The sequence below is a fragment of the Ruminococcus sp. SR1/5 genome (genome assembly GCF_000209835.1).
GTDB lineage: Bacteria > Bacillota > Clostridia > Lachnospirales > Lachnospiraceae > Blautia_A > Blautia_A fusiformis.
This window is the reverse complement of sequence record NC_021014.1, coordinates 1,571,758-1,597,986: the sequence shown is the minus strand read 5'-3', so window position 1 is coordinate 1,597,986 and position 26,229 is coordinate 1,571,758. Positions and strand designations below refer to the sequence as shown.

Sequence of the window (26,229 nt, the reverse complement as noted above, 5' to 3'; positions counted from 1 at the left end):
ACTATATAATAACACATATTTAAACCATTTTAAATATTTCAATCCACGTTCCCTCGTGGGGAACGACGGTGTAAAAGCACAGTGGGGCGGCAGTTCTTATATTTCAATCCACGTTCCCTCGTGGGGAACGACAGCTTCTGGGGATCCTTCAACCGCTCCTGATCGAATTTCAATCCACGTTCCCTCGTGGGGAACGACGAATCGGACACCAGCGATATGATTTCTTCTAAGATTTCAATCCACGTTCCCTCGTGGGGAACGACAGATTACAGGCATACGGGATCGAAAGACAGGAAAAATTTCAATCCACGTTCCCTCGTGGGGAACGACGACTCAGCTACGAGGCAACGTCCCGCGATATGAGCATTTCAATCCACGTTCCCTCGTGGGGAACGACCCGGGATCACGATGACATTCACCAGAGCATTGCCATTTCAATCCACGTTCCCTCGTGGGGAACGACCATGGAGAAACCTCTAAGTTATCCCAATCAGCAGATTTCAATCCACGTTCCCTCGTGGGGAACGACGAGGTCCTTATTTGATCTTCCTTTCCCCTTGCCGATTTCAATCCACGTTCCCTCGTGGGGAACGACATCTATGCTGGCTGGTTGCGGTAAAGCATATCCATTTCAATCCACGTTCCCTCGTGGGGAACGACTATATTCCAGTAGGAACCTATACCATTGTTGAGATTTCAATCCACGTTCCCTCGTGGGGAACGACGATTTTTACGAGGAGGCAGCCGCCTTGTATCTTATTTCAATCCACGTTCCCTCGTGGGGAACGACGCCATAGATATCAAATTCTACGTACCAAAAATAGATTTCAATCCACGTTCCCTCGTGGGGAACGACGAACAGGCGGAAGCCAGGCAGTGGCAGCATGCAATTTCAATCCACGTTCCCTCGTGGGGAACGACGGCCTGCACTTCCATCGAGACTGGCGTAGATTTATTTCAATCCACGTTCCCTCGTGGGGAACGACGCAGTGTTTAGCTAACACAAGACGCATGAGGTTATTTCAATCCACGTTCCCTCGTGGGGAACGACGAAGGCGGTGGATTTGCTCCACTGAAGAAGGTAATTTCAATCCACGTTCCCTCGTGGGGAACGACCGGAGACTTCGCCAGGACATCCGGCTCCTGGGCATTTCAATCCACGTTCCCTCGTGGGGAACGACTTGCACGACTTGGTAAGTTTGGCTGGACAGCACTATTTCAATCCACGTTCCCTCGTGGGGAACGACGGCAAATTTTCACAAATATTCTTTGTTTTTTATGCAATAAATATAATTTTCTACTTTTATTATCCCTTCTCTCTTTTCTTTAGTGTTATTCATGTTACTTTTCTGATTTTTGTAGTGCGAATCCTGCCGGCATTTTATGTGTACTTCTGATTCGCACCTACATAATTAAAGGTTGATCTACTGGAATTCCACGTTCTATACCTACATGTTCTATTTTAGTCTGATAATTATTTCCGAGGTAATAAAAACGTAAGCTATCTTTATTTTTGTCAATAATATCAGACAATATCCCCTTCAAAGCAACACTTTGAGCGCTATCCAAAATACACTCAAATACAGAATTTTGCACCCTTCTTCCATAATTTGTACATTGCTTCGCCACTTTACGCAAACGAGTTCTTCCTGCAGTTGTCTCTGTATTTACATCATAAGTAATCACTACCAACACTTTGTCACCTCATTTCCACAAAAACACTGGATAACTGTCCAAATCTCCTCTTAAATATCTTGCCAACAACATTGCCTGTACATAAGGAACCATTCCCCATTCCACCTTTTCTTTCAAGAACGGATGTGTGATGGTTTCCTTCTTTTTCTTCTGCCATTCTACCAACAGCTTTTTTCGCAGCTCATCATCCATCAGAACAGCTCCATTTTCTTTTTTGGTAAAATTCTTTCCATTTACAATCTTTTTGTTAACAAGCGATAATACAAAACGATCTGCCAATACAGCTCTTAATTCCTCTATCATATCCAAAGCCAGTGATACTCTACCTGGTCTTTCGGTATGAAGATATCCCACATAAGGATCCAGCCCCACACACTCCAGGGAAGAAGCAATCGTATTTGTCAACAACGTATATACAAAAGACAACATTGCATTCATATTATCTAACGGTGGTCTTTTATTTCTTCCTTGAAATGAAAAATCCTTTTTCTGTTGCAAAATCATTTCATCAAAAACTCCAAAATACACGCTGGCCGCTTCCCCTTCAAAACCTCTTAATTGTGCTTTTGATTCACATGTTTGAATTAATCCCAACGTATGTTTCAGCTTTTCTGATGCTATTTTTATTTTGTCCGCATCTACCTGCATACTATGATCTCTAACACAGCGTTCCAACACCCATCTTGCATTATACACCTTTCCAAGTATACAGTTTTTTGCAATTTCCAGGCTGATTGCTGAATCCAAACTGCTTGCATACTGCTGTTCTCGCAAAAGCACATTTCCTCTTGTCTTTCCGGTTATCCTCGCAAGAAATTTTCCCTGGGGCGTCATAAAACAAAGAGAGATATTTTTTTCTGCACAAGATCCCATCAATGCCGGACTGACGCCCCTGTATCCAAAGGAAACTATCCCTTCCAGATTATGTAATGGAAGTCTTCCTTTTTCTTTATCCTCTTCAAAAACAACTATATTTTCTCCATCTAAACCCAAATAGCTGTTTTCAGAAGTTACATACAACGTATTCAAAAGTTTTTTCATGTCTCTTCCTCCTTCAGCATCTGGTCTATATAATGTTTCACAGAAACTTGTTTGTTTAATTTGGGCAGACAAAGTTCCTTTAATGAACAGGAATTACACATTTTACCTGTTTTTACCTTCGGAGTATAACCTCTATTGTAATACTGATGCATCTCTTCAAATATATCTTTGACTGCATTTCTCAGATCCTCTGTAATTTCCACAACTTCTCTTCGTCTTGTTTCTCCATAAAAAAGAGCTGCTTCAGGTATTGTTGCAGAAAACATTTCTTCGAGACATAAAACCTGTGCCACAAGCTGCAATCTATCGGCATCTGTTGATTTTTCTTTTCCTTTTTGTATTCTACCGGATAAACAGAATACATTCCCCGATGTCCATGAAGCCGTATTCCATCTTCACATTTATGAAATTCTACAAGATCACACTCTCCACTCACTCCCATAATTCTTGAAGAAACCGGCAAAGCTCTTACCAAAATAGTATCTTTTCTTTTTTCCGTCAAATATGGATCATGTACCTTCTGGTGCATCAGTTTTCCAACAGCTGTATGAACATTTTCTGCCCACTGCTGCTCAACATGGATCAATGCCCACTGTCTTCTGCAAAATTTAAAATGCTGTATACCTGATATCATCAAATAATCATCTTCTGTATACTCCATCAAATCATCCTTTTTACTTCAACAGATTCCGGTATTTTATCATTATGAATTTCAACTGTATAATCCTGATATCTTCTCGGATATTCTACATTTTCTTTTCGTGTTACTTCAACTGCATCAAACAATTTATATGCCGGACAATCTCCCAATTCTTTACTGTGCTTAAACACGATCAGTTCACGTACTGACATTTTTCCACGGGCTGCTGAATGGTCATTTTCAAACATATTTATGATCGCATCCCACAGAAGTTCCAGATCTTCTTCTGTAAATCCTGTTGTTTTTCGTGCAAGATTTGCAGATATAAAGCCCTCTGCGCGATACAATGCATATGGCACAATACTCTTTCTTCCCATTTCGGTACTTTTATTTTCGGCATCTTTTTCTGTTGTGATTGCCACACGGGTAATGGTAACTTCCTGACTGATCACTGGGTCGATACTTCTGGCAAATCCAAGCTGAACTGGGCCACGCACCTGTCCGCAGTTTAAAGAAGCTTTTACAAAAGTAGTCATTACTGCCCCAAAAGTTCTGATATCATAATAATTTTCACACATGTAATCCCGCAATTTTGAATCCACACCCGGATCACTTTTTTCAGTTTTTTTAATGCTTCCGTTACTTTCTTATCATCTGTTTCTTTGATTCCAACATTTTCACATGCCGTTCGGTCACTTCGATTCAACGGAACATCTTCTTTAATATAAATTTTGTAACCCTGTGCATCCTCTTTTACTGTTTCCACATAATTTCTTATTTTTCTTTTCAGGCAGACATCCGTAACAAGCCCTAAGCCGCTTTCCGGATCTATTCTTGGCATATTTCCTGCATCCGGATCTCCATTTGGATTACCATTTTCCACATCAAATAAAACTACAAACTCATATCTGTTTTTAATAACTTCGCTCATCTATTTTCCCTCCCGTTTTCCCAAATACTTTCCTGTTTCTGGTGGTAATACCCCAAAATAAATTTTCCTTGTTCCTCCAATGGCAAACGTTTTGGATAAGCTTCTAGCTTACTCACCAATTCGCCCAAAAGATCTTCATATTTTCTTTTCAAATACCCTTTATCTCTTTCTATTTTTTTTATATGACTATTCTTTAATTTAAACAATACTGGAAATACTGATGCCGGTGTTGCACATGCTGAATTAAAATACCGATCTCGAATTGTTGATTTTATTCCAGGATTTGCCTCTGTCTGAATCGACTCCAACACAGAAAATAATCTTCCCAATACATATGCTACATCATTAGATTCTTCATTTAATCCCATACAGATCTCTCCTTCCGTATTTTTATAATTTTTTATCAGAAATGCCTTAACAATAGAAACTCTTCCCCATGTTACACATCCCTGCTCAGCCCGTATTCTTATTAATGTATCTGTATACAAACTTGCCGGATACCTGGAATTTTGTAAAATAGCTGAAAACGCCATAGCGGCCATATTGGAGATTGTTTTTTATCCCGTGAATTCATATTCACTGTTTCTTTTAACATATCTTCAATTCCAAGATATTCCCGCTCTTCCCATTTAGGTTTTATCATCTGCATTCGTTCATAATGACATGCCAGATTTTTCGTAATATTTCCAAATGAACTCTGATAAAAAAATCTTACAGATAACCTGGCAGCATTTGGTGCCAGACATAAAATATAAAACTTCTGAGATGGATTTAATTCAATGTCATCAATTATGATCTGTTCATCTTTTCTGAGTTTTTCAAAAAATCCATGTACCTCACTTTGATTATCTTTTACCGGATTTAACAATGCTAAAAGCGCATCCTGATATTCCGTCTTTGCCTCCTCTGCCCAATATACAATAATAGAATCTCCCAGCGGAAACGTATATTTCTTTTGTGCCAGCAAATAATTCAACGCACTTGTGTAAGCAAACTCTGCATATTTTCCGACCGGTGCATTATAGCTCTGTTCTTTTCCATAAGATTCAAATGATGGTGCATTAAAAGAAACCAAAGCTGCACCACTGGACTGTGCTCCCGGCACCCCTTTTATATTCCTGTGAATTCTTGAAATTTCAGTTTTTTCTCCTGTTACCAGACAAATTCCACTTATATCTGTTTCCGACTGTTTACTTTCTACATTCCATATTTGCTCTATTTCCTTGTCATCCTGGGCATATTTTTTATCCATACAGAATATAAGATTTCCACCATCCGTGATCTCCTCCCAGTTTTCTAAAACAGCAGCATTTTCTTTTGCTTTTTCCGGATTCCATTTATAAAAAAAGCACATATAGCCTGTGCCATTTCTCCGGAAGTATTTTTCAACAACTTCAGATGCTTCTCCTTTGCCGCTTCAAAGCATTCTGTAATTCTTTTTCCTGTACCACTCTTATCAATTCCAAGCATATATTTCGAATTATCACATAAAAAATTCGCCGCAACTCCGGATGATCGCGTGAGCATTGCCGGAACTTTCATTGTTTGTGAAATCCAAATCTGTTTCTTCCCTGCCTGTCTCTCCTCCTTCAGCCATAAGATATTCTTTATATCCCCGTCTGTAGACAAATTGATTCCATAAGAAACTTTTGCCTGACACCACCCCTGTTTGGGTAATTTTTCTTGTCTTTCCAAATCTTCATAATATTTCACCAATGCCTGCAGTATCATCGAACCACCTCGCAGTTTCGCACATCTATTACTCCCTGTTTCATGATTGCTCTAAAAAACATGGGGCTAAGATTCTCTTCATCCGAATAATCAATATCATATAGCATAAATCCAAAATCTTTTTCCTCTACATCGTCATATGCAGTATGAATTTCCTCTTCATTACACAACTCAAAATTTGCAGGAAATTCCCGACACCCAAAATAAGGCATACTGTAACATGCGCCTCTTTTCAATCTCCTCATAATAATATCCTTGAATTTCCCTGGATTATCCGTTTCATTTGCTTTCTCCGTCATTTCAAAATGAGCTTCAATAACATACTCTACATCACTTAACAACAAAGACGCTCTCTGTACAATTTCCTCTTTACTGCTTAAATATAGGGGTTTCATTCCTCCATTATAGGCTTCAAGCACTTTACTTGCAGATACCTTACTCTTCACTTCATTTCTTCTTACACTGGTAAATTTAACCGGTTTCTTCACATAAATCTTATCTATACACCATTTCATGCCCGGATGCCAGTAAATTGCTTCCAAAATTCCTCTGGCAGCCGACGGTGTTATTACATCATAAGAACACCGTTCTACTTTCATCTCTGGTCTTGAAAATAATGCATAATCCCCCCACACTCTGACCTTTACTCCCATTCCCATAGGCACTTTCCCTCTTTTCTCATATTATTTCACCAGCTTTATAACATGCTGCTATATAATCTCGTGATTGATAATAAAAATCTGTATTATAGTCCGAAATATGTGCATCAATCCAGGAATGATAAATTTCCCATATTCCCTTTTCAAGTTCTGTATCATCGTATATGTCTTCTATTAATCTCTCATATACTTCTCCAATATCCCAGTAATCCGGAATTGCATACCTGCATATTGATACATTGTCAAATTCGCCCTCCGGAATATCACATTGCTCTGTAAATTCTGCCGCAACTTTTTCTATTGGCTCACAGTGAAAGACATCCGCATAGTTATATATTCGCTTTATATTTTCCATTCCAAGATAATCCGTAACTTTCCACCGACGTTGTTTTTGAGTTCGTCCTATGTACTCGATCAAACTACAGGTAAAAACAAAGCATTATTATTTTTTCTCGCCATAAACAACCTCACTTCCTACAAATTTCAATGTATCCAGTGCTGAAATTGTATGAAAACTGATTTGATGCGTTGGATACTTGAATTTTACCAATTCCCAGAAAGCAGCTCTTGAAATCTTTCCATCCAGATAATTTTGCAGATAATTGTAGATTGTATCATCTGCCATTGGTCCTTCCACAATATCATACTGATGTGCCTGTCCCTTTCGACAGGAAATAATAAAATCCAGCCATTCTTCCGTCATTTTATCGAATTTAAGAATATTTAATCTCTGATTTTCTGTATACTCATACTTGTTAATATATCCTTTTTTACCATATCTTATAGCCCATCGTTCTGCCTGCTTTTCAATATTTGTACAATAAAAACCAAAATAAAAATCTTTGTTAAATCTGGCTTTTCTGATTTCCGGATATTCCACTACCTCTTTGCTCCCATGATATAGAATCATATGCAGCTCCTTTTTTCTGTAAATTCTTTTATTTTAATAATTTTCTTTTATTTTTTCTCGTCATCTTAAATATACTACACTCATCCAAAATATACAATACTTGCCCCTAAATTATTTACATTTAAATTTATTGAATTCTTTTTATTTATATATTATATTTATAGTATGTCAGAAAACATTTTAATGCCTATGAAGGCAGGCGACTTGCTTGATTCGATTAAAATGGTTCCTGTGGATTGAAATAATAATTTTAAATGTAACCGTGTAGAATTAGAACAGGGAGATTAAGGTTTTTCCACCTTAATCTCCCTGCTCTAATCTACATATTTTCACAACCAAACTGCCATGCCACAGTCAACCTCAAGATTCAGTCCTGTCTCCTCTGAATATTGTTCTAAATCTGTCAGTTCATAGAAATCCTTTATATCTTCCGAAACCAGCTTCAGCATCCCCGCATCATTATATTTCTCAAATTCCTGTTTATACAAATTCACACAATATTGTACAGCCCGTCTCATTCCGGATTTTGTAAAACCTTTATTTTTCAGATCCTGTATCACTTCCTGAGCATCTTCTTCCTGATTTACAAAAACGGTTACCGTGTTTTCATCTATCAGTTTAAACTCTCTTTCCACTGTAGCAAAATGATGCCATCCCCCATTAAACTCTTCGCAGATTTTCTTTTTATCCAAACTTTCACCTCGCATATGATAAAGCATTTCAAAGTATCTTGTTACAGTCTGCATATCTTCAATTTTACATTCATTCGCAAGCAGCGCTTTCGAAACATCCATCTGCTGTCTCTGCCCTGGAACTTTTTCAGCATCATCAAACTGAAAAATCACCACTTTGCTTTCTTCTATCGTCCGTTTTCCCTCACGATTACACCTTCCTGCCGCCTGAATGATAGAATCTATTCCTGAAAGCTGTCTGTATACTGTATAAAAATCAAGATCTACTCCTGCCTCTACCAGACTTGTTGAAATTACAATGCACTTTTTCCCTTCTCTCAATCGTTCTTTTATCTGCTTTAACATACGCTTTCTATGTTTTGGATACATGCTCGTAGATAAATGATAAACGCCATCTTCTCTCATAGCATTATAAATTTTTGAGCTTTCTTTTTTGTATTCACAATGCATAATGCCTGTGTTTCTCTTAACAGACATTCTTCCACGTCTTCTTCTGACAATTTTCCATCGTTTTCAAAGTGAACTCTTTTAAAAAACTCAAACTGTTCCTCTGTCCTTGGACAAAGCTCAGTAATCTGCTTTATATTGCAAAAAAAGCATCCAATGCCGGTTGTGTAGCTGTACATAATACTGCACTCACCTTATAATTTATCACCAGTTCTTCAATTGCTGTCAGACAGGGTTTCAAATAGTCATTTGGCAACATCTGTGCTTCATCAAATATGATCACACTATTTGCCATATTATGTAATTTTCTGCATTTTGAAGATTTATTTGAAAACAAGGATTCAAAAAATTGTACATTCGTTGTAACTACTACTGGTTTATCCCAGTTTTCAGAAGCAAGCTGCATAGGTTTCAGTTCTTCTGCTTCCTCATAATCTATGTTGCAATGATTTTCCAGAACATTTTCATCTCCTAATATCCTTCGAAAAACTGCTGCATTTTGTTCGATAATACTGGTATAAGGTATCACATAAATAATACGTTTCATGTGATGCTTAACTGCATGCCTTAATGCAAATGCAAGCGATGCAACCGTTTTACCTCCACCAGTCGGAACCGTCAGCCGAAAAAGGCCTTTTTCTCTCTCTCCGTTTTCCAGGCAAGCTTTTAAAATCTCTGTTCTTCTGCCATTTACACTTTCTGTTTCTGTATTTTTCAGCCACTCTGTTATATATTTTTCCAATTTATCCAGAAGCACCTGTATCTCTTGCCCCTGCTGTCGTCCCGATCTTTCTTCTGTCATAAATTCTTCTGTATCAAGAAAATCGGCATCGACAAGACAAGAATACATCATTCTCGTAAACATACTTAAAGAAAAATTTAAATCCTTCGTTTTCTCTACATTAACTGGTGATGTTTTTAACTCTGGAATCTTCACTTCTTTTTTGTATGCATAAAAATCTTCTATTTTCTTCTTTCTTCTTCCAAGTGTAGTAGATGAATTTCCTGTATCTGTGCTGACGCCATAATCGGATAAGCCAGCATGATGTCCCGCAATACACATCTCCAAAAACGGATACATCCCACCCAATTCCATGCAAACTCTTGCTCCTGCTGTTGCATGATCCACTTTTATTTCTTCTCCACGAATCCGACGTTGAAATTTATCGCTATATTTTCCGATATCATGCAGCATTCCACAGCAATATCCCCAATCTCCTTTTTCAAAAACTTCTGCAAAATCTTTTGCTTTTTCTGCCGTTCCCTGCAAATGCTCTAATATACTTTGTTCACGTTCACCATCACAATGTGCAATATAATTCATCTTCTTCTCTTCCATTTACAACACCGTACCCTCACTACAAGTTATATATTATACTGCTTTAGTTCATCTATATCAATGTATCCAAAGCGCCATCTCTTATGATAATCTCCCATTCTCCATCTCATACACCACATTCATAGTGGAGACTCTGTGGGATACCAGGACTACAGTGCGGCGGGTGGTGTCTTCTTTCAGGGACTTGAGGATGGTGGCTTCGTAGAGCTGACCTTTGTCTACGTATTTCAGGGAGGAGAGCCTTCCCCTCATATCTGCCCGTCAAACCGGGAATGAGCGTGCATCTCACGAATGGTCAGTTCCAGCCAGATCACCGTAAGCTGTGAGGTAGATGGCGGGGTGGTGATCAGATTCTCGGCTTCACACCTTTGGTGTCTCGCTTGGCGAGTTTGACTTTGTTAAGTACATATGGTTTGTCGTGGTAGGTAATGGCATACTCCTGCCTGCTTTCCAAAAGATACGCATGGTGGATCCGGTCTTCGCCGGTAAGCTTCATGCCGCGGACACCCATAGCGTTTTTCTTAGTGACGGAGATCTCGGTTTTCATGATACGGAGAAAGTAACCCTTTTCAGACTGGAACACAACCTGATCCATCTCGTCCGCTGCTCCTACGAATACAAGGCGGTCATCCTCTGCAAGCTTGGTGGAAACAATGGTACGCTTGGAAGCACGGAACTCATCTCCTTTTACCAGCTTGCACATGCCGTTCTCTGTAACAAAGAGCACTGTGGAGGCTGCCACCTGGCTCAGCGGTGCCACATAAAGGATCTGCTCGGAAGTACTATCATAATTACCCAGATTATCTGCCGGAACACCTTTATCACGGAAACGCACCAGCGGGATATCCTCTGCCTTCACGGTGTGGAGCTTGCCGGTATCTGTAAAGATACAGATCTTGTCCGTATTCATGCAGGTAAAGACATAGCGGCTCTCTGCATGAGCGGCATCCTTATTACGCTCGTAGGCATTCTTGTCAATGAGACGCATATATCCGAAACGATCCATCAGGAAGCAGACTTCGGTCTCTTCCATCTTCTTCTCCTCATAAACAGCTTCCTCGGCGTTTTCAATGGAAGTCTTACGCTTACTGCCGTATTCCTTCTTGATCTGATCCAGTTCACCCATGATCACTGCTGCCATGGAGTCATAATTATTCAGGATATCCTCATAAGCAGCAATGTTCTTCATGGTTTCCTCATGCTCCTTCATCAGAGCATCGATCTCCAGACCGATCAGCTTGTAAAGACGCATGTCCAGAATAGCTGCGGCCTGTTTTTCTGTGAATTTCAGGGTTTTTGCCGCTTTTTCGGAGGTCTTGGTCTTGAATTTAATCCCTTCTGTGATACCATCGGTCAGGCATTTCTTTACCTGGTCACGGCTCTTGCTGCCACGGAGGATCTCGATGATCAGATCAATGACATCGCAGGCTTTGATAAGGCCTTCCTGGATCTCCCGTTTCTCCTGTTCCTTGGCAAGAAGGGTTGTATATTTTCTGGAATTTACTTCAAATACAAAGTCCACATGGTGAGCAATGATCTGCTTCAGTCCCAGTGTTTCCGGTCTTCCGTCTGCAACTGCCAGCATGTTGACACCGAAGGTATCCTCCAGTCGGGTCTTCTTATAGAGCATGTTGGTAAGGTTCTCCACGTCTGCATCGCGCTTCAGTTCCAGAACGATACGGATCCCCTCTTTGGAGGACTGGTTGGAAATATCCACGATATCTGTGGTCTTCTTGGTCTCTACCAGGGTTGCGATATCATTAAGGAATTTTCCGATGTTTGCACCGATCATGGTGTAAGGAATCTCTGTGATCACCAGCTGCTGGCGACCGCCCTTCAGCTTCTCTATTTCCACCCGTCCACGGATACGGAGCTTACCTGTTCCAGATTCATAGATCTTTACAAGGTCGTCCTTATTTACTACGATACCACCTGTCGGAAAATCCGGGCCCTTGAGATAACGCATCAGCCCACGGGTGCTGATATCATTATTCTTCATGTATGCCTTCACAGCATCCACCACTTCGCCCAGGTTATGCGGCGGGATACTGGTAGCCATACCAACGGCGATTCCGTCTGCTCCGTTTACAAGGAGATTTGGGATACGCACCGGAAGTACTACCGGCTCCTTCTCTGTTTCATCAAAGTTCGGCATGAAGTCCACAACGTTCTTATCAAGGTCTTCCAGAAAAACCTCCTGGGTCAGCTTCTCCAGGCGGGCCTCTGTGTATCGCATGGCTGCGGCTCCGTCGCCTTCAATGGAACCAAAGTTTCCATGTCCGTCCACCAGTGTACGACCCTTTTTAAATTCCTGCGCCATGACTACAAGCGCATCATAAATGGAGCTGTCACCGTGGGGATGATATTTACCCATAGTATCTCCTACGATACGGGCACATTTACGGTACGGGCGGTCGTAACGGATGCCAAGCTCATACATATCGTAAAGGGTACGGCGCTGTACCGGCTTCAGTCCGTCACGTACATCCGGCAGTGCTCTGGAAATGATAACGCTCATGGCGTAATCGATATATGATTTCTGCATGATCTCCGCATAATCGGTGCGGATGATATTGTCCTGTTTCGTATTCATAGTTTATTCTCCCAATCAAATATCCAGCTCTGCATCTGTTGCATGCTCATAGATAAAGGCCTTACGTGGCGGAACATCGCTTCCCATCAGGATCTCTGTCACATCGGAGGCCATGCGGGCATCTTCGATCTCCACACGCTTCATCATTCTTGTCTCAGGGTTCAGGGTAGTCTCCCAGAGCTGCTGGGCGTCCATCTCACCGAGACCTTTGTATCTCTGGAGCGTGAAGCTTCCCGGTTTATGGCTCTTACGGTATTTCTCAAGAGCCTTGTCATCGTAGAGATATTCCTCCTGCCCCTTCTTCGGCATTACCTTATAAAGAGGTGGCATGGCAATATACACATGTCCCTCATAGATAAGCTCCGGCATAAAACGGTAAAACAAGGTCAGAAGCAGAGTAGAGATATGAGCACCATCCACATCCGCATCGGCCATGATCACGATCTTGTCATAACGAAGCTTCGTGATATCAAAATCATTTCCGTAGCCTTCGGAAAAGCCGCAGCCAAAGGCATTGATCATAGTCTTGATCTCTGCGTTGGCCAGCACCTTGTCGATGGTAGCCTTCTCTACGTTGAGGATCTTACCGCGGATTGGAAGGATCGCCTGATAGTTACGATCTCTGGCTGTCTTGGCCGAACCGCCGGCGGAATCTCCCTCTACGATAAAGATCTCACACAGTGACGGATCCTTTTTCTCACAGTTGGCCAGCTTGCCGTTGGAATCAAAAGAGTATTTCTGTTTGGTGAGAAGGTTTGTCTTGGCACGCTCCTCGGTCTTACGGATCTTGGCCGCCTTTTCCGCACAGGAAAGGACGATCTTCAGTGTTTCCAGATTTCGGTCAAAAAACAGTACCAGCTGTTCTCCTGCTACCTTGCCGGTGGCTCTGGATGCGTCCTGGTTATCCAGCTTGGTCTTGGTCTGTCCCTCAAAGCGGGGTGCCGGATGTTTGATGGAGACTACAGCAGTCATTCCGTTTCGGATATCTGCACCTGTAAAATTGGGGTCTTTATCCTTCAGTACACCGATCTCACGTGCGTAGGTGTTCATTACCGTTGTGAATGTAGTCTTAAATCCGGTCAGATGAGTTCCTCCCTCTGCATTGTAGATATTATTGCAGAATCCGAGAACGTTCTCACGGAACTCATTGGTAAACTGAAAAGCAACCTCCACCTGGATCCCGTCTGCCTCTCCTTTAAAATAAACCGGATCATGGAGAGGCTGTGCATTCTTGTTAAGGTCACGGATAAAGCCTACGATTCCCTCCGGCTCATGATACTCGATATCCTCAGGAGTGTCCCCTCTTCGATCCTCAAAATGGATGGTAAGCTCCGGATTCAGATAGGCAGTCTCATGAAGACGGCTCTTTACATCCGCTGCTCCAAATCTTGTTTTCTCAAAAATCTCCGGATCCGGAAGGAAATTCACACAGGTTCCGGTACCTCTGGTCTTCCCTAATTTGGGGAGAAGTCCTGCTTCCAGTTCAATGGTAGGGATTCCTCTCTCATAGTGGTCATGATGTATATAGCCATCACGGCTGATCTTAATATCCAGATACGTAGATAATGCGTTCACTACGGAAGAACCTACACCATGAAGTCCGCCGCTTGTCTTATATGCGGAATTGTCAAACTTACCGCCTGCATGAAGGGTTGTAAAAACAAGACGCTCCGCAGATATTCCCTTGGCATGCATATCCACCGGGATCCCTCGTCCATTATCCTCTACTGTACAGGAACCGTCCTTCTCAAGAACTACATGGATACGGCTGCAGTACCCTGCAAGGTGCTCATCCACCGCATTGTCTACGATCTCATATATCAGATGGTTCAGTCCCTTTCTGGATACGCTTCCGATATACATACCGGGGCGCTTTCGCACGGCCTCGAGGCCCTCCAGGACAGAGATACTGCCCGCATCATAAGTGTCTTTTTTTGCCATTCCACTGATTCCTTTCTTTTTATATTCGAACATTTGTTTGTATTATACTCAAAATATATGTACTTGTAAAGTCCACATGATCATCTTTTTTCTGCAATTTTTCCAAAAGATACGCGTGGCAGTTCAAGGAACCGATCTTCCGAAAAATCGCTTTCTTCAGCCGCCACAGCCTATCTATTCTATCAAAAGTATCTGTAAACTTCAAGCAATTTGTGTCTGTCTGAATACAACAGGCGGAAAACCCTGCTTTTTATGAAAGCATGTTTTCCGCCTGTTTCTGATCATTTCAGGAAATTTTTTCCAGAAGCTTCTCCTCGCACAGGGGCCTGGAAAAATAATATCCCTGTATCATATCCACACCCCATTTTTCCAGAAGCTTTACCTCCTTTTCGGTCTCAGCGCCTTCTGCGATCACCTTATATCCCATATGCTGCAGGATCATGACAATGCTGCGATAAAAGGTAGCCGTCTGAGGATCGCTGCTGACCCCGGACAAAAGAGAACGGTCCATTTTTACTGCTGAAAACGGGATGCGAAGAACTGCGTTCAGATTTGCATAACCGGAACCGAAATCATCCAGGCACATGTGGATCCCCACTTCTGCAAAATCATCAATGGCTGTGCAGAAGCTTTCGCTGTATTCGGTTGCCACGTTTTCCGTGATCTCAAACTGAAAATATCCTGGATCTAATCCATACCCCTGTATGATCCCGATAAGCACATGGCTGTATCCGGGTTTCATCAGTTCGGAAGGAGAAAGATTGAATTTCACATTCCGGATCTTCTTCATGATATATTCATGTTCTTTTATAAAACGGCAGACCTTGTGAAGCTGAAGACATCCCACTGCAGAGATCATTCCCTGTTTTTCCGCGATCCCGATAAACACATCCGGCGGGATCATTCCCAGAACAGGATGTTTCAGCCGGCTCAGTGCCTCCAGAGTAATAAAATCCTGGTTTTTTATAGAATATACCGGCTGATAATATACTTCAAACAGATCCTCTTTCACAGCCTTCTGAAGAAAATGCTCCACTTCCTGCTCATAGCGGAAGCCCTCCAGGATCTTGCTGTCCGACTGGATCAGGACCGTATCCTGACGGTTCTGTATCAGAGAGATCATATATTCAATATAAGAAAGAATACTATCCTCTTTTTCCAGTTTTTCCGCATTCATGATCCCGCAGATCGCAGCATGGAACGACACCTTTTCGTTTTCGATAAAAAACGGCTTTTTCAGAAATTCTTCTATGCCGTCTCTGGCTTTTTCATAATCTGTCAGCGAGTCCAGCACTGCCAGAAAGCAATTGCCTGTGATACGAAAGATCTGCACTGAATCCGTGATCTCCCGAAATCCCTTCGCCGCCCGGATCAGCAGCTGATCTCCCACTCTGGTACCGTAGATCCGGTTGATCTGCTTCATATTGCGGGCATCCACAGCAAGCAGATGAAAGCTTTCTTTTCGATAGAGCTTTTCTCCGATCCATTTGTCAAAATACTGTTTGTCAAATAAACCTGTCATACTGTCCGTATATTCACCTGGATTGTTCATAGTAAGATAGATCAGCCAAAGTCCTACAGAAAGTCCGAAGCCGGTAAGCAGTATTCTTTCCGCGGCAATCTGGAGAAACAGGCAGGCTGCTTCGATAAACCAAAATCTCCATATGGTGCGCCGTATTTCTTTTTCTGCTGTTTTTCCATAAAGTAACATAAATGCAACGATCACCAGCATAAAAAAGAATACATATCCATAGAGCAGAAAATGAAAACTTCCCCGGATAAATCTACCTTCCTGGTCAAAATAAAAAGCCATCCCGTCCGTAAGTTTGCTGTAACTGCCAGCAGCATTGCAGCCGGCAGGACCACCCAGCCGGTTTTCAGCCATTTATACTTCTCCTTCTGTCTTCCGGTGATGATCCGAATGTAGCAGAAAAGCCCGTAGGTAAGTATGACATCACAGAAATAATAGAGCGTCAGGACCAGCGCTGACATTCTGCAACCTTCGCTGCTGCCGCCTCCCGCGATCACCGCACTCAGCATATCCAGCAGCACGTAAACGCCGCTGAAAGCCAGAAAACATACAAAATTCCTGTTTTCCGCATTGTTCAGTCTTTTATGAGAAAAATAATGTATCGCGATCATCGTCACCAAAACAAGGGATGTGATCTGAAAACAGTTAATATACTCCATTTTTCAAATCCCCCTTCTTTTTGTTCTCATAAAGCTTCCTGTCTGCCTCATATTTCCATTCTCCCATGGATTTCAGAGAGCCATCCTTATTTCGCAGATGGCTGCATCCCAGGGACAACGAAAAACGATGTCTGCATCCTCTCCCGATATTCCGGAGTTCTTCTTTCAGGCGTTCCGACCAGAATTCGTCCGGTACTTCCGGATCATAGACCAGAACCGCAAATTCATCCCCGCCGATGCGGTAGCAGGTTCCTTTTTCCTGGAAAACGTTCTCCACACATCTGGCCGAGATCACCACCATCTCGTCTCCTGCAGCCCGTCCGTATTCTTCGTTGATCACGCGAAGCTGATCGATATCGATATACATAAGAAGGATATCCCGGTATCTGCCCATATCTGCGGAAATACTTTCCAGTTTTTTCTCAAAATTGGCTCTCGTCTCAAGTCCTGTCATCCCATCCTCTCTGGACAGTCGTTCGTAAGCCTGGGATTCCAGACGGTAACGGACGTTGTCTGCCATCATCATGACTGCGTCTGCAATGACCAGCACAAGAAACACAAGATTTCCCAATTCAAAAATGGATCCATAGTAGGAAATCTCGAACAGCCAGTACAGGATCAGCGCTATGATACCGCTTGCTCCCACGATGATATATGCAATGAGAAGCAAATGTATCTCACGCTGTTTATGCTTCCGGTACTCCCGGATCAGAAGTACCGCTGATATCAGGACCCACACAAACAGCAGGATATGTGTTACAAACAGCATATCCTTAAATTCAAAGGCTCCTAGGATCACCAGAACTCCCTGTAAAACAGCATTCAGATAAAATGTAAAGATTCCAAGATCCAGGAGCCTGTATTTTTTCATGTTTCCGATATTCTGCAAAAAACGCAGCATCGGAACTGCCAGCAGCATGAACATATAAAAAGAAATGAGACATAATACTTCGGGGCATCTGCTGTAGCTTTGTGCCAGTGATGAGTCCGTCACCAGCCAGATACTGCACATCATAAGGAACAGTGCCACATCCCGGAACCGTCTGTCCGGCATCTGCCTTATTCTCATATAGATGCAGATGCACAGGGCGATCATACTTAATACGATCATGATCGTTGCCGCCCCTAAAGGAATGGCTGCTTTTCTGATCTGATACCAGGCTATTGCACTTCCGGTTCCTATGCATACCGGCTCTATAACATATTTTCCTCTCTGAGGCGCAGAATAGCTGAACGTCAGGACTTTTCCCTCTGTGTCATTACCCAGAGCGGCGATGCACTGCACCTTGGAACGCATCTGCACATTTTTGGAAAACATGGCCTCCTTATATTCATACAGGATCTTTCCATTCAGGCGTATCACCAGATCGTACTGGGCTCCTGTAGAAACCACGGTCATTCCTCTGCTTTCCGCTCCCAGACTTTCATTGTACAGGATCAGCTTTTCACCTGTTTTTGCCGGAATTTCCGCAGGCAGGGTGATCTCCTGTTTTTTTCCGTCCTTTATGTAGTACCATCCTTTGTTAAGAAGCTGTACACTGTCCTGCTTCTGGATCAGCCCCCCTGTGTGGATCGCCGCAAAGATCGCGCCAAAAACCAGCAGTACCACAAAAAAAGAAAGGATTCTCCCTTCCATATCAAATTTTTCTTTTTTCTGTAATCCATACTCTTCCTCTTTATATTTTTTTATTCCATTTCGTTTTGTATCTATCATATCATCAATCGATTTTTCCGTCAAAAAAATTGTCAAAAAACAGGGTGAAAATTTTTTTCAAAAAAGAAAAAAAGTGCTTGCATTTTGTAAGAAAGTATTATATACTAACGAAGTCGGTTGCGGGAAACAACAGAAATCAAGAGCAAACGACACAAATGAATATGGCCAGTTGGTCAAGGGGTTAAGACGCCGCCCTCTCACGGCGGAAACACGGGTTCGATTCCCGTACTGGCTATCAACTAAAAGCAGTTAGGATTTTTATTCTGACTGCTTTTTTTGTGATTGTTATACTTCACTTTTTCCTGTTATCGCTATCAAACGTTGCTCTGAACATTGCATATAAAAATTTCGTTCTTCCTGTTTATCTGTTTTCTGTATTTTCACATATATTATTTTGCATTTCTTTCTCTTCTGTTTTATAATTTCCCCTGAAAATACTTAAGATAAGGGGCGACTTCTCATGCATCACAAACGTTCTTTTCGCAGAAAGCTGCAGACATTTTTTCTTTCTCTGCTGCTTGTTCTGCTAACAGTCGCAGAAGTTCCCTCTGCTGCTTACACAGCCGAGGCTGCTTCTGCTGACACAACAATGGCTGTACACTTTCTGGATGTAGGGCAGGGGCTTTCGATCCTGGTCCAGTCACAGGGGCAGAATCTCCTGTATGACGGCGGTGACCGAGGACATTCCAGTTTCGTGGTTTCCTATCTGCAGAAACAGAATATTTCCATCATTGACTATATGATCTCCTCCCATTATGACGAGGACCATGTGGCTGGTCTTGTAGGATGCCTGGACAGCTTTTCCGTAAAAAATGTGATCGGTGCAGATTATATACAGGATACAAAGATCTATCAATCTTTTGAAAACAGTGTTGCCTCTCAAGGATTAACTGTGCAGCATCCGGAGCCCGGAACGGATTTTACTTTCGGAGGCGGGAAATTTACGGTTCTTTCTCCTCAATCGATCAGCAGCAACGATAACGACAATTCTGTTGCGATCCGACTGGAAAACGGAAATAACCATTTTCTTTTTACCGGGGATGCAGAATCTGCCGGGGAGGAAGCGATCTGTGATCTGGGACTTGATCTTTCCTGCGATGTGATCGTTCCTGGACATCACGGTTCTGCCACTGCCACCACCTGGGATCTGCTCCAGCAGACTGTTCCGGAATATGCAGTGATCAGCTGCGGCGCCGGTAATTCCTACGGACATCCTCATAAGGATACCATGGATAAGCTTGCGGATATGGGAATACAGGTATTTCGTACTGATGAGCAGGGTACGGTGATCGCAATCAGCGACGGAAGCAATATCCAGTGGAACCAGAGTCCCTGTAATGATTATTCTGCTGGAGATGAATCGGATACCGGCACACAGCCTTCCTCCGCTTATAAGGATTCCGGTGCGTCCGGCTATGGATCTTCTGATTCGGCTGCTGCAGATCCTCAGACCGGAGTGCAGGCCGATCCGGAACCAGTGGGTGATATGGTCTGGATCTCCGCTACCGGAAGCAAGTACCACCGGATCCCTAACTGCGGAAATATGAATCCGGATAATGCCACAGAGATGACACGCTCCCAGGCTGAAGCTGCAGGATATAAAGCCTGCAAGAAGTGTTATTAGAAACGTCCGCATGCTGTCAGTTTTTCTGAATATCATGCAGTATTGACATAATATGGATAATCTTTGAGAACATTATTTAAGGACAGCTGTATCATAAATTGATATGACAGGCTGTCCTTTTCTTTTACTATTTTATAATATCCTCCGCCGGTTCAGCCGGTACGAAAACTCTCTTCTTTTCTTTTTTCTCCTTTTTTGCTGCCTTTGCCCGCTCGGTAGCCTCCCTGCAGAATTCCATCTGGGAATTTATCAGCGTTTTGCCACGTTTGTCCTGCTTCTCATACAAACCGGAGGGCTGCAGGATATGTGCTTTTACATTGTCACGGAATTCCAGATCCAACACATGCATGATCTCTTCCTTGATCCGCTCATCTTCCACAGGGAAAACAATCTCCACACGACGATCAAGGTTACGTGGCATCCAGTCCGCACTTCCCATATAGATTTCATCGGAACCGCCATTGCGGAAATAGAAAATACGGCTGTGCTCCAGGAAATTACCAACGATCGAACGCACGTGGATATTTTCGCTGATACCCGGAATGCCCACCTTCAGGCAGCAGATGCCGCGGATCAGAAGATCGATCCTGACACCACAGGAAGAAGCATAATACAGCGCTGCAATGATCTCAGGGTCACACAGAGAATTCATCTTTGCCGCAATGTGAGCCTCTTCTCCCTTTTTCGCATGCTCCGCTTCTCTTTCGATCATTTTTACAAAACGGTCCTTCATCCAGATCGGTGCAACGATCAGGCGATTCCAGCGCTTCGGCTCGGAATATCCGGAAAGCATGTTGAACACAGCAGTTGCATCCTCTCCAAACCGTTCGTCACAGGTAAATATACCACAGTCTGTATAAAGCTTGGCTGTGGAATCGTTATAGTTTCCGGTTGCCAGATGCACATATCTGCGGATCCCGTTTTCTTCTCTTCTCACAACAAGAGTGATCTTACTGTGTGTTTTCAGGCCCACCAGACCATAGATGACATGACAGCCTGCCTTTTCCAGCATTTTTGCCCAGACGATATTATTTTCCTCATCAAAACGCGCTTTCAGCTCTACAAGAACAGAAACCTGCTTGCCGTTTTCTGCGGCTTGAGCAAGTGCCGCGATGATGGGTGAATTGCCGCTGACGCGATACAGGGTCTGCTTGATTGCCAGTACATCCGGGTCCTTTGCCGCCTGACGCACAAAATTTACCACCGGATCAAAGCTCATATACGGATGATGCAGGAACACATCACCCTCCCTGATCACCTGAAAAATATCTTTATCATTCTGAAATGCAGGCACTGCTGCCGGTTTGTATTTCGGTTCCTTGAACTGATCGTATCCGTCAATACCATAAACCTTCATCAGCATGGTCAGATCCAGCGGTCCGTTGATAAAAAAGATATCATCTCCATGAACCTGAAACTCCATTTTCAGAATATCCAGAAGCCGCAGATCCATCTTATCTTCCACTTCCAGGCGGATCACCTCTCCCCACTGGCGTTTTTTCAGCTGTTTCTGGATCTCAACCAGAAGATCCTCTGCCTCATCCTCGTCAATAGGAAGATCCGCATTACGCATGATCCTGTACGGATGGGCACAGATCACATCATAGCTTAAGAACAGCTTGTCGATGTTGCGCTCAATGATCTGTTCCAGAAGTGTTACGGTTGTATGGCCTTTTTTCTCAGATGGAATGATCACTACTCTCGGAAGTACAGAAGGCACCTGTACAGTGGCAAAATCAATCTCTTCTTTTCCTTTTTGGTATCTTTTTTGGAAAGAAGTGCTCCGATATTCAACGTTTTATTACGGATCAGAGGAAACGGTCTGGAAGAATCCATTGCCATTGGTGTCAGGACCGGATATACATTATCTTCAAAATACTGATCCACAAATTCTTTCTGCTTCTCGGAAAATGCCTCGTGCTCAAAGATCACATGAAGTCCTGCTTTTTCAAGTGCAGGGACCAGAGACCGGTTTAATGTACTGTACTGTACGTGAACAAGATCATGTGTCTGCCGGCTGATGGCTTTCAGCTGTTCCTTGGCTGTCATTCCTGCAATATCTGTTTTTTTGTACCCTGCATGAACCTGATCCTTCAGGGATGCAACACGGACCATATAAAATTCATCCAGATTGGATGAGGTGATACTCAAAAATTTCAGTCTCTCAAACAGAGGTAGATTTTTGTCTCTGGCTTCACTGAGCACACGATCATCAAATTTGATCCAGCTCAGCTCTCTGTTTACAAAATATTCCGGTTTGTCAAATTCCTTAAATTTCATACAAAAACCTCCTCCGTTATCTTCTTCCCTTCCGTCTCATTACAAGCCGGATTCCAAACACCTCTTCAAAAAATTCTTTTTTATCTTTCAGAAGCCCCAGCTCCAGAGAAACATCCCTTGCGGAATCCACCACCAGGTAAAGGATCCTGTCTTTTAAGGTTACATTAAGCGCTTTTACCTTCTGGTAATGGCTTCTGTCCATAGCATTGGCCAGGCGGAGAATCGCGGTCAGCTTCGCAGTCAGGAGATAATTTTCCCTGCTCATGGATGTTTCACGGTTGATCTCTTTGTAGCAGCCGAATTCTCTGGTATTATACCTCACCGCACTAGCGATCACCTGCCGCTCCTCTGTGGAAAGACCTATGATCTCCGTAGCCATGATGATCCGGTAAGAGCATTCTGCCACCTCACTCATACTGATATATTTTCCGCAGTCATGAAGAAGAACTGCGATCTGCAGAAGAAGCCGTTCACGTTTTCCCATGCCGTGGATCTTCCTTGTGCTGTCAAAAATATCCAGTGCCACATCGGTAGTTCCTGCAATGTGGTTCTTTCCGCTGGAATACCTTTTGGCAATGTTCCTGGATGCCACCAGAATATCATTTTCAAAATTGTGTACACTTTTCAGATATTTGTTTTTTCCGCATAGTCATAGGCAATCCCGTCCAGAAGCGAAACACCCGGGATCCAGAGTGCTTCTGCCTGAAAGATTTCTATAAAGTTTCGGATGATAACCATGTTCGGCACGATCAGAGACGCATATTCCGGTTCCAACTCCATGGATTCGGCAAGGTCATGATCGGACATGTTTACAATGGTCTCGTATTTCTTCAGGAATTCCTCCTTTGTGATGATATTCTCTCCGGATCTGTCCTGAAAGATCGTATCTGTGAGAAAATCTCCCATCAGGATCAGATTGGAGATTTCCTTGTCCTTAAGATAAAGACGTTGAAAGCTTATCAGATCATTTCGGATAAATTCCTCTATCAGCCGGTCATAATGTGGAGTTGTTTTCTCCAGTTCTTTCAGACGTTCGCGGATACGAAGACTTCCCATACGGATACTCTGGGTCAGCACCAGAGCATCTTTATCAAAGAGAGAGATCTGCAGATTTCCTCCTCCGATATCCAGGATCGCCGTCCCCTTCTGAATAGCCTTTTTGAAGCCGGATTCAATGGCAGCAATGGATTTATATCCCAGAAAATGCTGTTCCGCATTACTCAGGATCTCTACCCGGATACCAGTTCTCTGATAGATCTGCTCCAGGATGATCACCGGATTTTCCAGCTCACGGAGAGAGCTTGTTGCACACGCACGCCAGCTTTCTACCCCAAATTCAGCCATCATGCATTTAAAATCATTAAGGGTCTCGCAGAGCTCATCCACAGTCTCCATCTCTAGCCGTCCTGCAGCATAAGTTCCACGGCCCAGCTCCAGCTGGTAACGGACATCATTGATCTCCCGGAAGCCGATCCGCTTTGACATTTCAAAGATCTTCATACTGACTTCATAGGAGCCTATATCAATTGCTGCAAAGGTTGTCACCGCCATAGTTTTTCATCCTTTCCCCCAATACACAGGTAAACTATTTCTTTTTTCTTCCTCTGTTCCCACAATGTAATCAATAAACTGCTGCGCTGCACGTCCGGTCAGTCCGCCGTGAGAGATCTCCCACTGGTTGGCTTTCAAAAGCAGTTCCTCATCCGGCATGGTAACTCCATAACGAGCTGCCAGTGTACGGACGATCTCCTGGAACTGTTTTTTGTCCGGTTTGCCAAAGTAGATACGGACACCAAAGCGATATACCAGGGAAAGCTTCTCCTGCACGGTGTCGGAGGAATGCAGATCATTGTCATCTGCGATCTCCAGCTTATCTGTGGCACGCTCACGGACAAGATTACGCCGGTTGCTTGTGGCATAGATCAGGACATTGTCCGGTTTTTTCTCAAGACCGCCCTCGATCACGGCTTTCAGGTATTTATATTCAATCTCAAATTCCTCAAAGGAAAGATCATCCATATAAATGATAAAACGATAGTTACGGTTTTTGATCTGGGCGATGACTTCATTAAGATCCTGGAACTGATGCTTATAGGCCTCAATGATACGAAGTCCCTGATCATAATACTGGTTCAGGATTCCCTTGATACTGGAAGATTTACCGGTTCCCGCATCACCAAAGAGCAGACAGTTGTTCGCCTTTCTCCCCTGTACAAATGCCTCTGTATTATCAATGAGCTTTTTCTTGGCGATCTCATATCCTACCAGATCATCGATCTTCACATGTGCGATCCTTGTGATAGGCTGGATCTCCACCTTTCCCTCCTCATCGTGGCCGATACGGAATGCCTTATGGAGACCAAGCTTGCCAACACCGAAATCTTTATAGAAGGATACCATATCATCCATAAATTCTTCGGTTGTGGTGGCTGCTGCCAGGGTTTTGCTCATCTGACAGATACGGTCACGGATCCTGGTATTAAAGAGCTTGCTGTTCTCATCCGGTGTCTGGTAATCACAGATCACCCTGCAGCATACAGTTCCGAACACTTTATCAAAGACCGTGATGTCAAAATCATACAATTCCTTGAAAATCTGGAAATCATTTTTTGCCAGGTCGTTAATGCTGCCCTTGATCGCTCCTCGTATCTCGCTTGCCATACTGAAAGCGTTCTCATGATTTACCAGAAGGAAGGTAAGATATGTATGCCAGATATTTCCGGAAAAACCGTACATTCCTGCCAGCTCCACCAGCCCGTTGACACTTTTGAAAAACTGGTCTTCTCTTGCCTTGAGTGCTTCTTCATCTGCTTCATAAAGATTAATAAGTTCTGTCATATCGTCCAGTATCTCACCGTTTGAAAATCCACGGTAAAGGATACATTCCTGAATTCTTGCCAACATAATAATTTAGCTCCTCTGTCTCTTAATAATTTCCAAGAACACGGAGAACATTCGCCTCCGCCTCGATTCCTCTTAACGCATTCTCCACAGCGCTTTCGCCAAGTTTCCCTGTGAAATCCACGAAAAAACGGTATTCCCAGGATTTTCCCGGAATCGGACGGGATTCAATTTTGGTCATGTTCAGTCCGTTGTAGATAATATGTGAAAGCATGTTGTAAAGAGTTCCGCTTTCATGAGGCAGCTCAAAACAGATGCTGATCTTCCCGGCCTTTTCCTCGTATTCCGGTTTCCTGCTTACAATAATAAAACGTGTAGAGTTTGCTTTTTCTCTGCAGATATTTTCTGCAAGGACCTTCAGACCAAATACCTCACCAGCCTCACGGCTTGCGATAGCTGCCACGCCTTTGTCCCCCACCTCACTGACCTTTTTGGCCGCGCCTGCGGTGTTTTCCACTTCCTTCTTTTTCCAGGAAGGGTTTTCCTCCAGAAATGCCTTGCACTGGGCAAGCCCCTGAGGATGAGAGCAGACTTCCCTGATATCCCCTATCTGTGCATCCGGCATGCCCAGAAGCACATGATCCACACGGATGATCTGCTCGCCTACGATATACAGCTTGTACTCCATAAGAAGGTCATAGATATCAGCCACGATACCTGCAGTAGAATTCTCAATAGGAAGTACCGCATAATCGGCCTTGCCATGGGTTACATCCTCCATAGCTGTCCTCCATGTTTTTACATGGTAGCTTTCGATATTTTTCCCAAAGTACTGCCGCATAGCCGCATAGCTGTAGGCTCCCTCTACACCCTGGAACACAACCGTTGCGTTTTCAAGGGGAACATGCTTCACAGTTGTGAAATTGCGCTCTCCGTAAATCCCATGCTCTGTCAACAGCTG

Annotated in this window: 19 protein-coding genes, 1 tRNA gene, 4 pseudogenes and 1 CRISPR repeat array; of the genes and pseudogenes, 3 read left to right on the top strand and 21 right to left on the bottom strand. The window is 43.1% G+C overall.

The features are described 5' to 3' along the window. Positions 1–35: 35 nt before the first annotated feature. A CRISPR array of direct repeats spans positions 36–1,247; the repeat unit is 32 nt; unit sequence ATTTCAATCCACGTTCCCTCGTGGGGAACGAC. Between the two features lie 157 nt (positions 1,248–1,404). The 11 genes and pseudogenes from cas2 to CK1_RS18150 form a co-directional block, all read right to left on the bottom strand. After that, positions 1,405–1,695, bottom strand: coding sequence for a CRISPR-associated endonuclease Cas2 (cas2, locus tag CK1_RS08175; protein WP_059085214.1), 291 nt, complete (start codon positions 1,693–1,695; stop codon positions 1,405–1,407). 9 nt (positions 1,696–1,704) lie between these two features. Beyond that, entirely contained in the window at positions 1,705–2,736 is a 1,032-nt protein-coding gene (gene cas1c / locus CK1_RS08170) for a type I-C CRISPR-associated endonuclease Cas1c (RefSeq protein ID WP_015525792.1), read from the bottom strand. Further along, positions 2,733–3,397 (bottom strand): annotated as a pseudogene (gene cas4, locus CK1_RS08165) (CRISPR-associated protein Cas4). Before cas4 ends, cas1c begins: the two are co-directional and overlap by 4 nt. Further along, positions 3,397–4,307 (bottom strand): annotated as a pseudogene (gene cas7c / locus CK1_RS18825) (type I-C CRISPR-associated protein Cas7/Csd2). The pseudogenes cas4 and cas7c overlap by 1 nt, the downstream one beginning before the upstream one ends. Beyond that, positions 4,304–4,840 carry a type I-C CRISPR-associated protein Cas8c/Csd1 gene (locus tag CK1_RS18820; protein ID WP_502685097.1) on the bottom strand — a complete coding sequence of 179 codons (537 nt, stop codon included), beginning with the start codon at positions 4,838–4,840 and terminating at the stop codon, positions 4,304–4,306. Before CK1_RS18820 ends, cas7c begins: the two are co-directional and overlap by 4 nt. Beyond that, positions 4,777–6,038: pseudogene (gene cas8c / locus CK1_RS08155) on the bottom strand (type I-C CRISPR-associated protein Cas8c/Csd1). The gene CK1_RS18820 and the pseudogene cas8c overlap by 64 nt, the downstream one beginning before the upstream one ends. Then, positions 6,035–6,697, bottom strand: coding sequence for a type I-C CRISPR-associated protein Cas5c (cas5c, locus tag CK1_RS08150; RefSeq protein ID WP_015525785.1), 663 nt, complete (start codon positions 6,695–6,697; stop codon positions 6,035–6,037). The pseudogene cas8c and the gene cas5c overlap by 4 nt, the downstream one beginning before the upstream one ends. A 19-nt stretch (positions 6,698–6,716) precedes the next feature. Continuing rightward, a complete protein-coding gene (locus CK1_RS08145; protein WP_015525784.1) occupies positions 6,717–7,052 on the bottom strand; it encodes a hypothetical protein in 336 nt (111 codons plus the stop codon). A gap of 87 nt (positions 7,053–7,139) precedes the next feature. Beyond that, entirely contained in the window at positions 7,140–7,607 is a 468-nt protein-coding gene (locus tag CK1_RS08140) for a DUF3990 domain-containing protein (protein ID WP_015525783.1), read from the bottom strand. 329 nt (positions 7,608–7,936) lie between these two features. Next, positions 7,937–8,704 carry a hypothetical protein gene (locus tag CK1_RS18155; protein ID WP_353611230.1) on the bottom strand — a complete coding sequence of 256 codons (768 nt, stop codon included), beginning with the start codon at positions 8,702–8,704 and terminating at the stop codon, positions 7,937–7,939. 175 nt (positions 8,705–8,879) lie between these two features. Beyond that, positions 8,880–10,085, bottom strand: coding sequence for a CRISPR-associated endonuclease Cas3'' (locus CK1_RS18150; protein ID WP_015525781.1), 1,206 nt, complete (start codon positions 10,083–10,085; stop codon positions 8,880–8,882). A gap of 135 nt (positions 10,086–10,220) precedes the next feature. On the opposite strand from CK1_RS18150, the gene CK1_RS08130 reads away from it, so the two are divergent. Continuing rightward, positions 10,221–10,361, top strand: coding sequence for a hypothetical protein (locus CK1_RS08130; protein WP_173733046.1), 141 nt, complete (start codon positions 10,221–10,223; stop codon positions 10,359–10,361). 70 nt (positions 10,362–10,431) lie between these two features. Here the strand turns inward: CK1_RS08130 and CK1_RS08125 are convergent, their stop codons facing one another. The 5 genes from CK1_RS08125 to CK1_RS08105 form a co-directional block, all read right to left on the bottom strand. Next, positions 10,432–12,678, bottom strand: coding sequence for a DNA gyrase/topoisomerase IV subunit A (locus CK1_RS08125; RefSeq protein WP_015525780.1), 2,247 nt, complete (start codon positions 12,676–12,678; stop codon positions 10,432–10,434). A gap of 15 nt (positions 12,679–12,693) precedes the next feature. Continuing rightward, on the bottom strand, positions 12,694–14,619 hold the full coding sequence (locus CK1_RS08120) for a DNA gyrase/topoisomerase IV subunit B (RefSeq protein ID WP_022426613.1): 1,926 nt from the start codon (positions 14,617–14,619) through the stop codon (positions 12,694–12,696). A gap of 286 nt (positions 14,620–14,905) precedes the next feature. After that, positions 14,906–16,141 (bottom strand): EAL domain-containing protein, encoded by a 1,236-nt coding sequence (locus CK1_RS08115; protein ID WP_243874518.1) that lies wholly within the window; start codon positions 16,139–16,141, stop codon positions 14,906–14,908. A gap of 200 nt (positions 16,142–16,341) precedes the next feature. After that, entirely contained in the window at positions 16,342–16,809 is a 468-nt protein-coding gene (locus CK1_RS08110) for a hypothetical protein (RefSeq protein WP_015525777.1), read from the bottom strand. After that, the gene (locus tag CK1_RS08105) at positions 16,796–18,523 is read right to left on the bottom strand and encodes a GGDEF domain-containing protein (RefSeq protein ID WP_015525776.1); all 1,728 of its coding nucleotides are present in this window, start codon (positions 18,521–18,523) and stop codon (positions 16,796–16,798) included. The genes CK1_RS08110 and CK1_RS08105 overlap by 14 nt, the downstream gene beginning before the upstream one ends. Before the next feature lie 163 nt (positions 18,524–18,686). Here CK1_RS08105 and CK1_RS08100 point away from each other — a divergent pair. Both CK1_RS08100 and CK1_RS08095 read left to right on the top strand, forming a co-directional pair. Beyond that, a tRNA-Glu gene (locus CK1_RS08100) sits at positions 18,687–18,758 on the top strand. A gap of 225 nt (positions 18,759–18,983) precedes the next feature. Then, positions 18,984–20,147, top strand: a complete 1,164-nt coding sequence (locus CK1_RS08095; protein WP_015525775.1) for a ComEC/Rec2 family competence protein — start codon at positions 18,984–18,986, stop codon at positions 20,145–20,147. Between the two features lie 127 nt (positions 20,148–20,274). Here the strand turns inward: CK1_RS08095 and CK1_RS08090 are convergent. The 5 genes and pseudogenes from CK1_RS08090 to pheA form a co-directional block, all read right to left on the bottom strand. Then, positions 20,275–22,427 (bottom strand): annotated as a pseudogene (locus tag CK1_RS08090) (RNA degradosome polyphosphate kinase). 16 nt (positions 22,428–22,443) lie between these two features. Next, positions 22,444–23,019 carry an HD domain-containing protein gene (locus tag CK1_RS08085; RefSeq protein WP_306288843.1) on the bottom strand — a complete coding sequence of 192 codons (576 nt, stop codon included), beginning with the start codon at positions 23,017–23,019 and terminating at the stop codon, positions 22,444–22,446. 32 nt (positions 23,020–23,051) lie between these two features. Next, entirely contained in the window at positions 23,052–23,978 is a 927-nt protein-coding gene (locus CK1_RS08080) for a Ppx/GppA phosphatase family protein (protein ID WP_015525773.1), read from the bottom strand. A 6-nt stretch (positions 23,979–23,984) separates the two neighbouring features. Then, the gene (locus CK1_RS08075) at positions 23,985–25,331 is read right to left on the bottom strand and encodes an ATP-binding protein (protein WP_015525772.1); all 1,347 of its coding nucleotides are present in this window, start codon (positions 25,329–25,331) and stop codon (positions 23,985–23,987) included. 22 nt (positions 25,332–25,353) lie between these two features. Next, entirely contained in the window at positions 25,354–26,223 is an 870-nt protein-coding gene (pheA, locus tag CK1_RS08070; RefSeq protein ID WP_353611146.1) for a prephenate dehydratase, read from the bottom strand. Positions 26,224–26,229: the final 6 nt, after the last annotated feature.

Coding starts and splice junctions, on each gene's coding strand:
- cas1c (WP_015525792.1), bottom strand. CDS start 2,736: ATGAAAAAACTTTTGAATACGTTGTATGTAACTTCTGAAAACAGCTAT.
- CK1_RS18820 (WP_502685097.1), bottom strand. CDS start 4,840: ATGGCGTTTTCAGCTATTTTACAAAATTCCAGGTATCCGGCAAGTTTG.
- cas5c (WP_015525785.1), bottom strand. CDS start 6,697: ATGGGAATGGGAGTAAAGGTCAGAGTGTGGGGGGATTATGCATTATTT.
- CK1_RS08145 (WP_015525784.1), bottom strand. CDS start 7,052: ATGGAAAATATAAAGCGAATATATAACTATGCGGATGTCTTTCACTGT.
- CK1_RS08140 (WP_015525783.1), bottom strand. CDS start 7,607: ATGATTCTATATCATGGGAGCAAAGAGGTAGTGGAATATCCGGAAATC.
- CK1_RS18155 (WP_353611230.1), bottom strand. CDS start 8,704: ATGAGAGAAGATGGCGTTTATCATTTATCTACGAGCATGTATCCAAAA.
- CK1_RS18150 (WP_015525781.1), bottom strand. CDS start 10,085: ATGGAAGAGAAGAAGATGAATTATATTGCACATTGTGATGGTGAACGT.
- CK1_RS08125 (WP_015525780.1), bottom strand. CDS start 12,678: ATGAATACGAAACAGGACAATATCATCCGCACCGATTATGCGGAGATC.
- CK1_RS08120 (WP_022426613.1), bottom strand. CDS start 14,619: ATGGCAAAAAAAGACACTTATGATGCGGGCAGTATCTCTGTCCTGGAG.
- CK1_RS08115 (WP_243874518.1), bottom strand. CDS start 16,141: ATGACAGGTTTATTTGACAAACAGTATTTTGACAAATGGATCGGAGAA.
- CK1_RS08110 (WP_015525777.1), bottom strand. CDS start 16,809: ATGGAGTATATTAACTGTTTTCAGATCACATCCCTTGTTTTGGTGACG.
- CK1_RS08105 (WP_015525776.1), bottom strand. CDS start 18,523: ATGATAGATACAAAACGAAATGGAATAAAAAAATATAAAGAGGAAGAG.
- CK1_RS08095 (WP_015525775.1), top strand. CDS start 18,984: ATGCATCACAAACGTTCTTTTCGCAGAAAGCTGCAGACATTTTTTCTT.
- CK1_RS08080 (WP_015525773.1), bottom strand. CDS start 23,978: ATGGCGGTGACAACCTTTGCAGCAATTGATATAGGCTCCTATGAAGTC.
- CK1_RS08075 (WP_015525772.1), bottom strand. CDS start 25,331: ATGTTGGCAAGAATTCAGGAATGTATCCTTTACCGTGGATTTTCAAAC.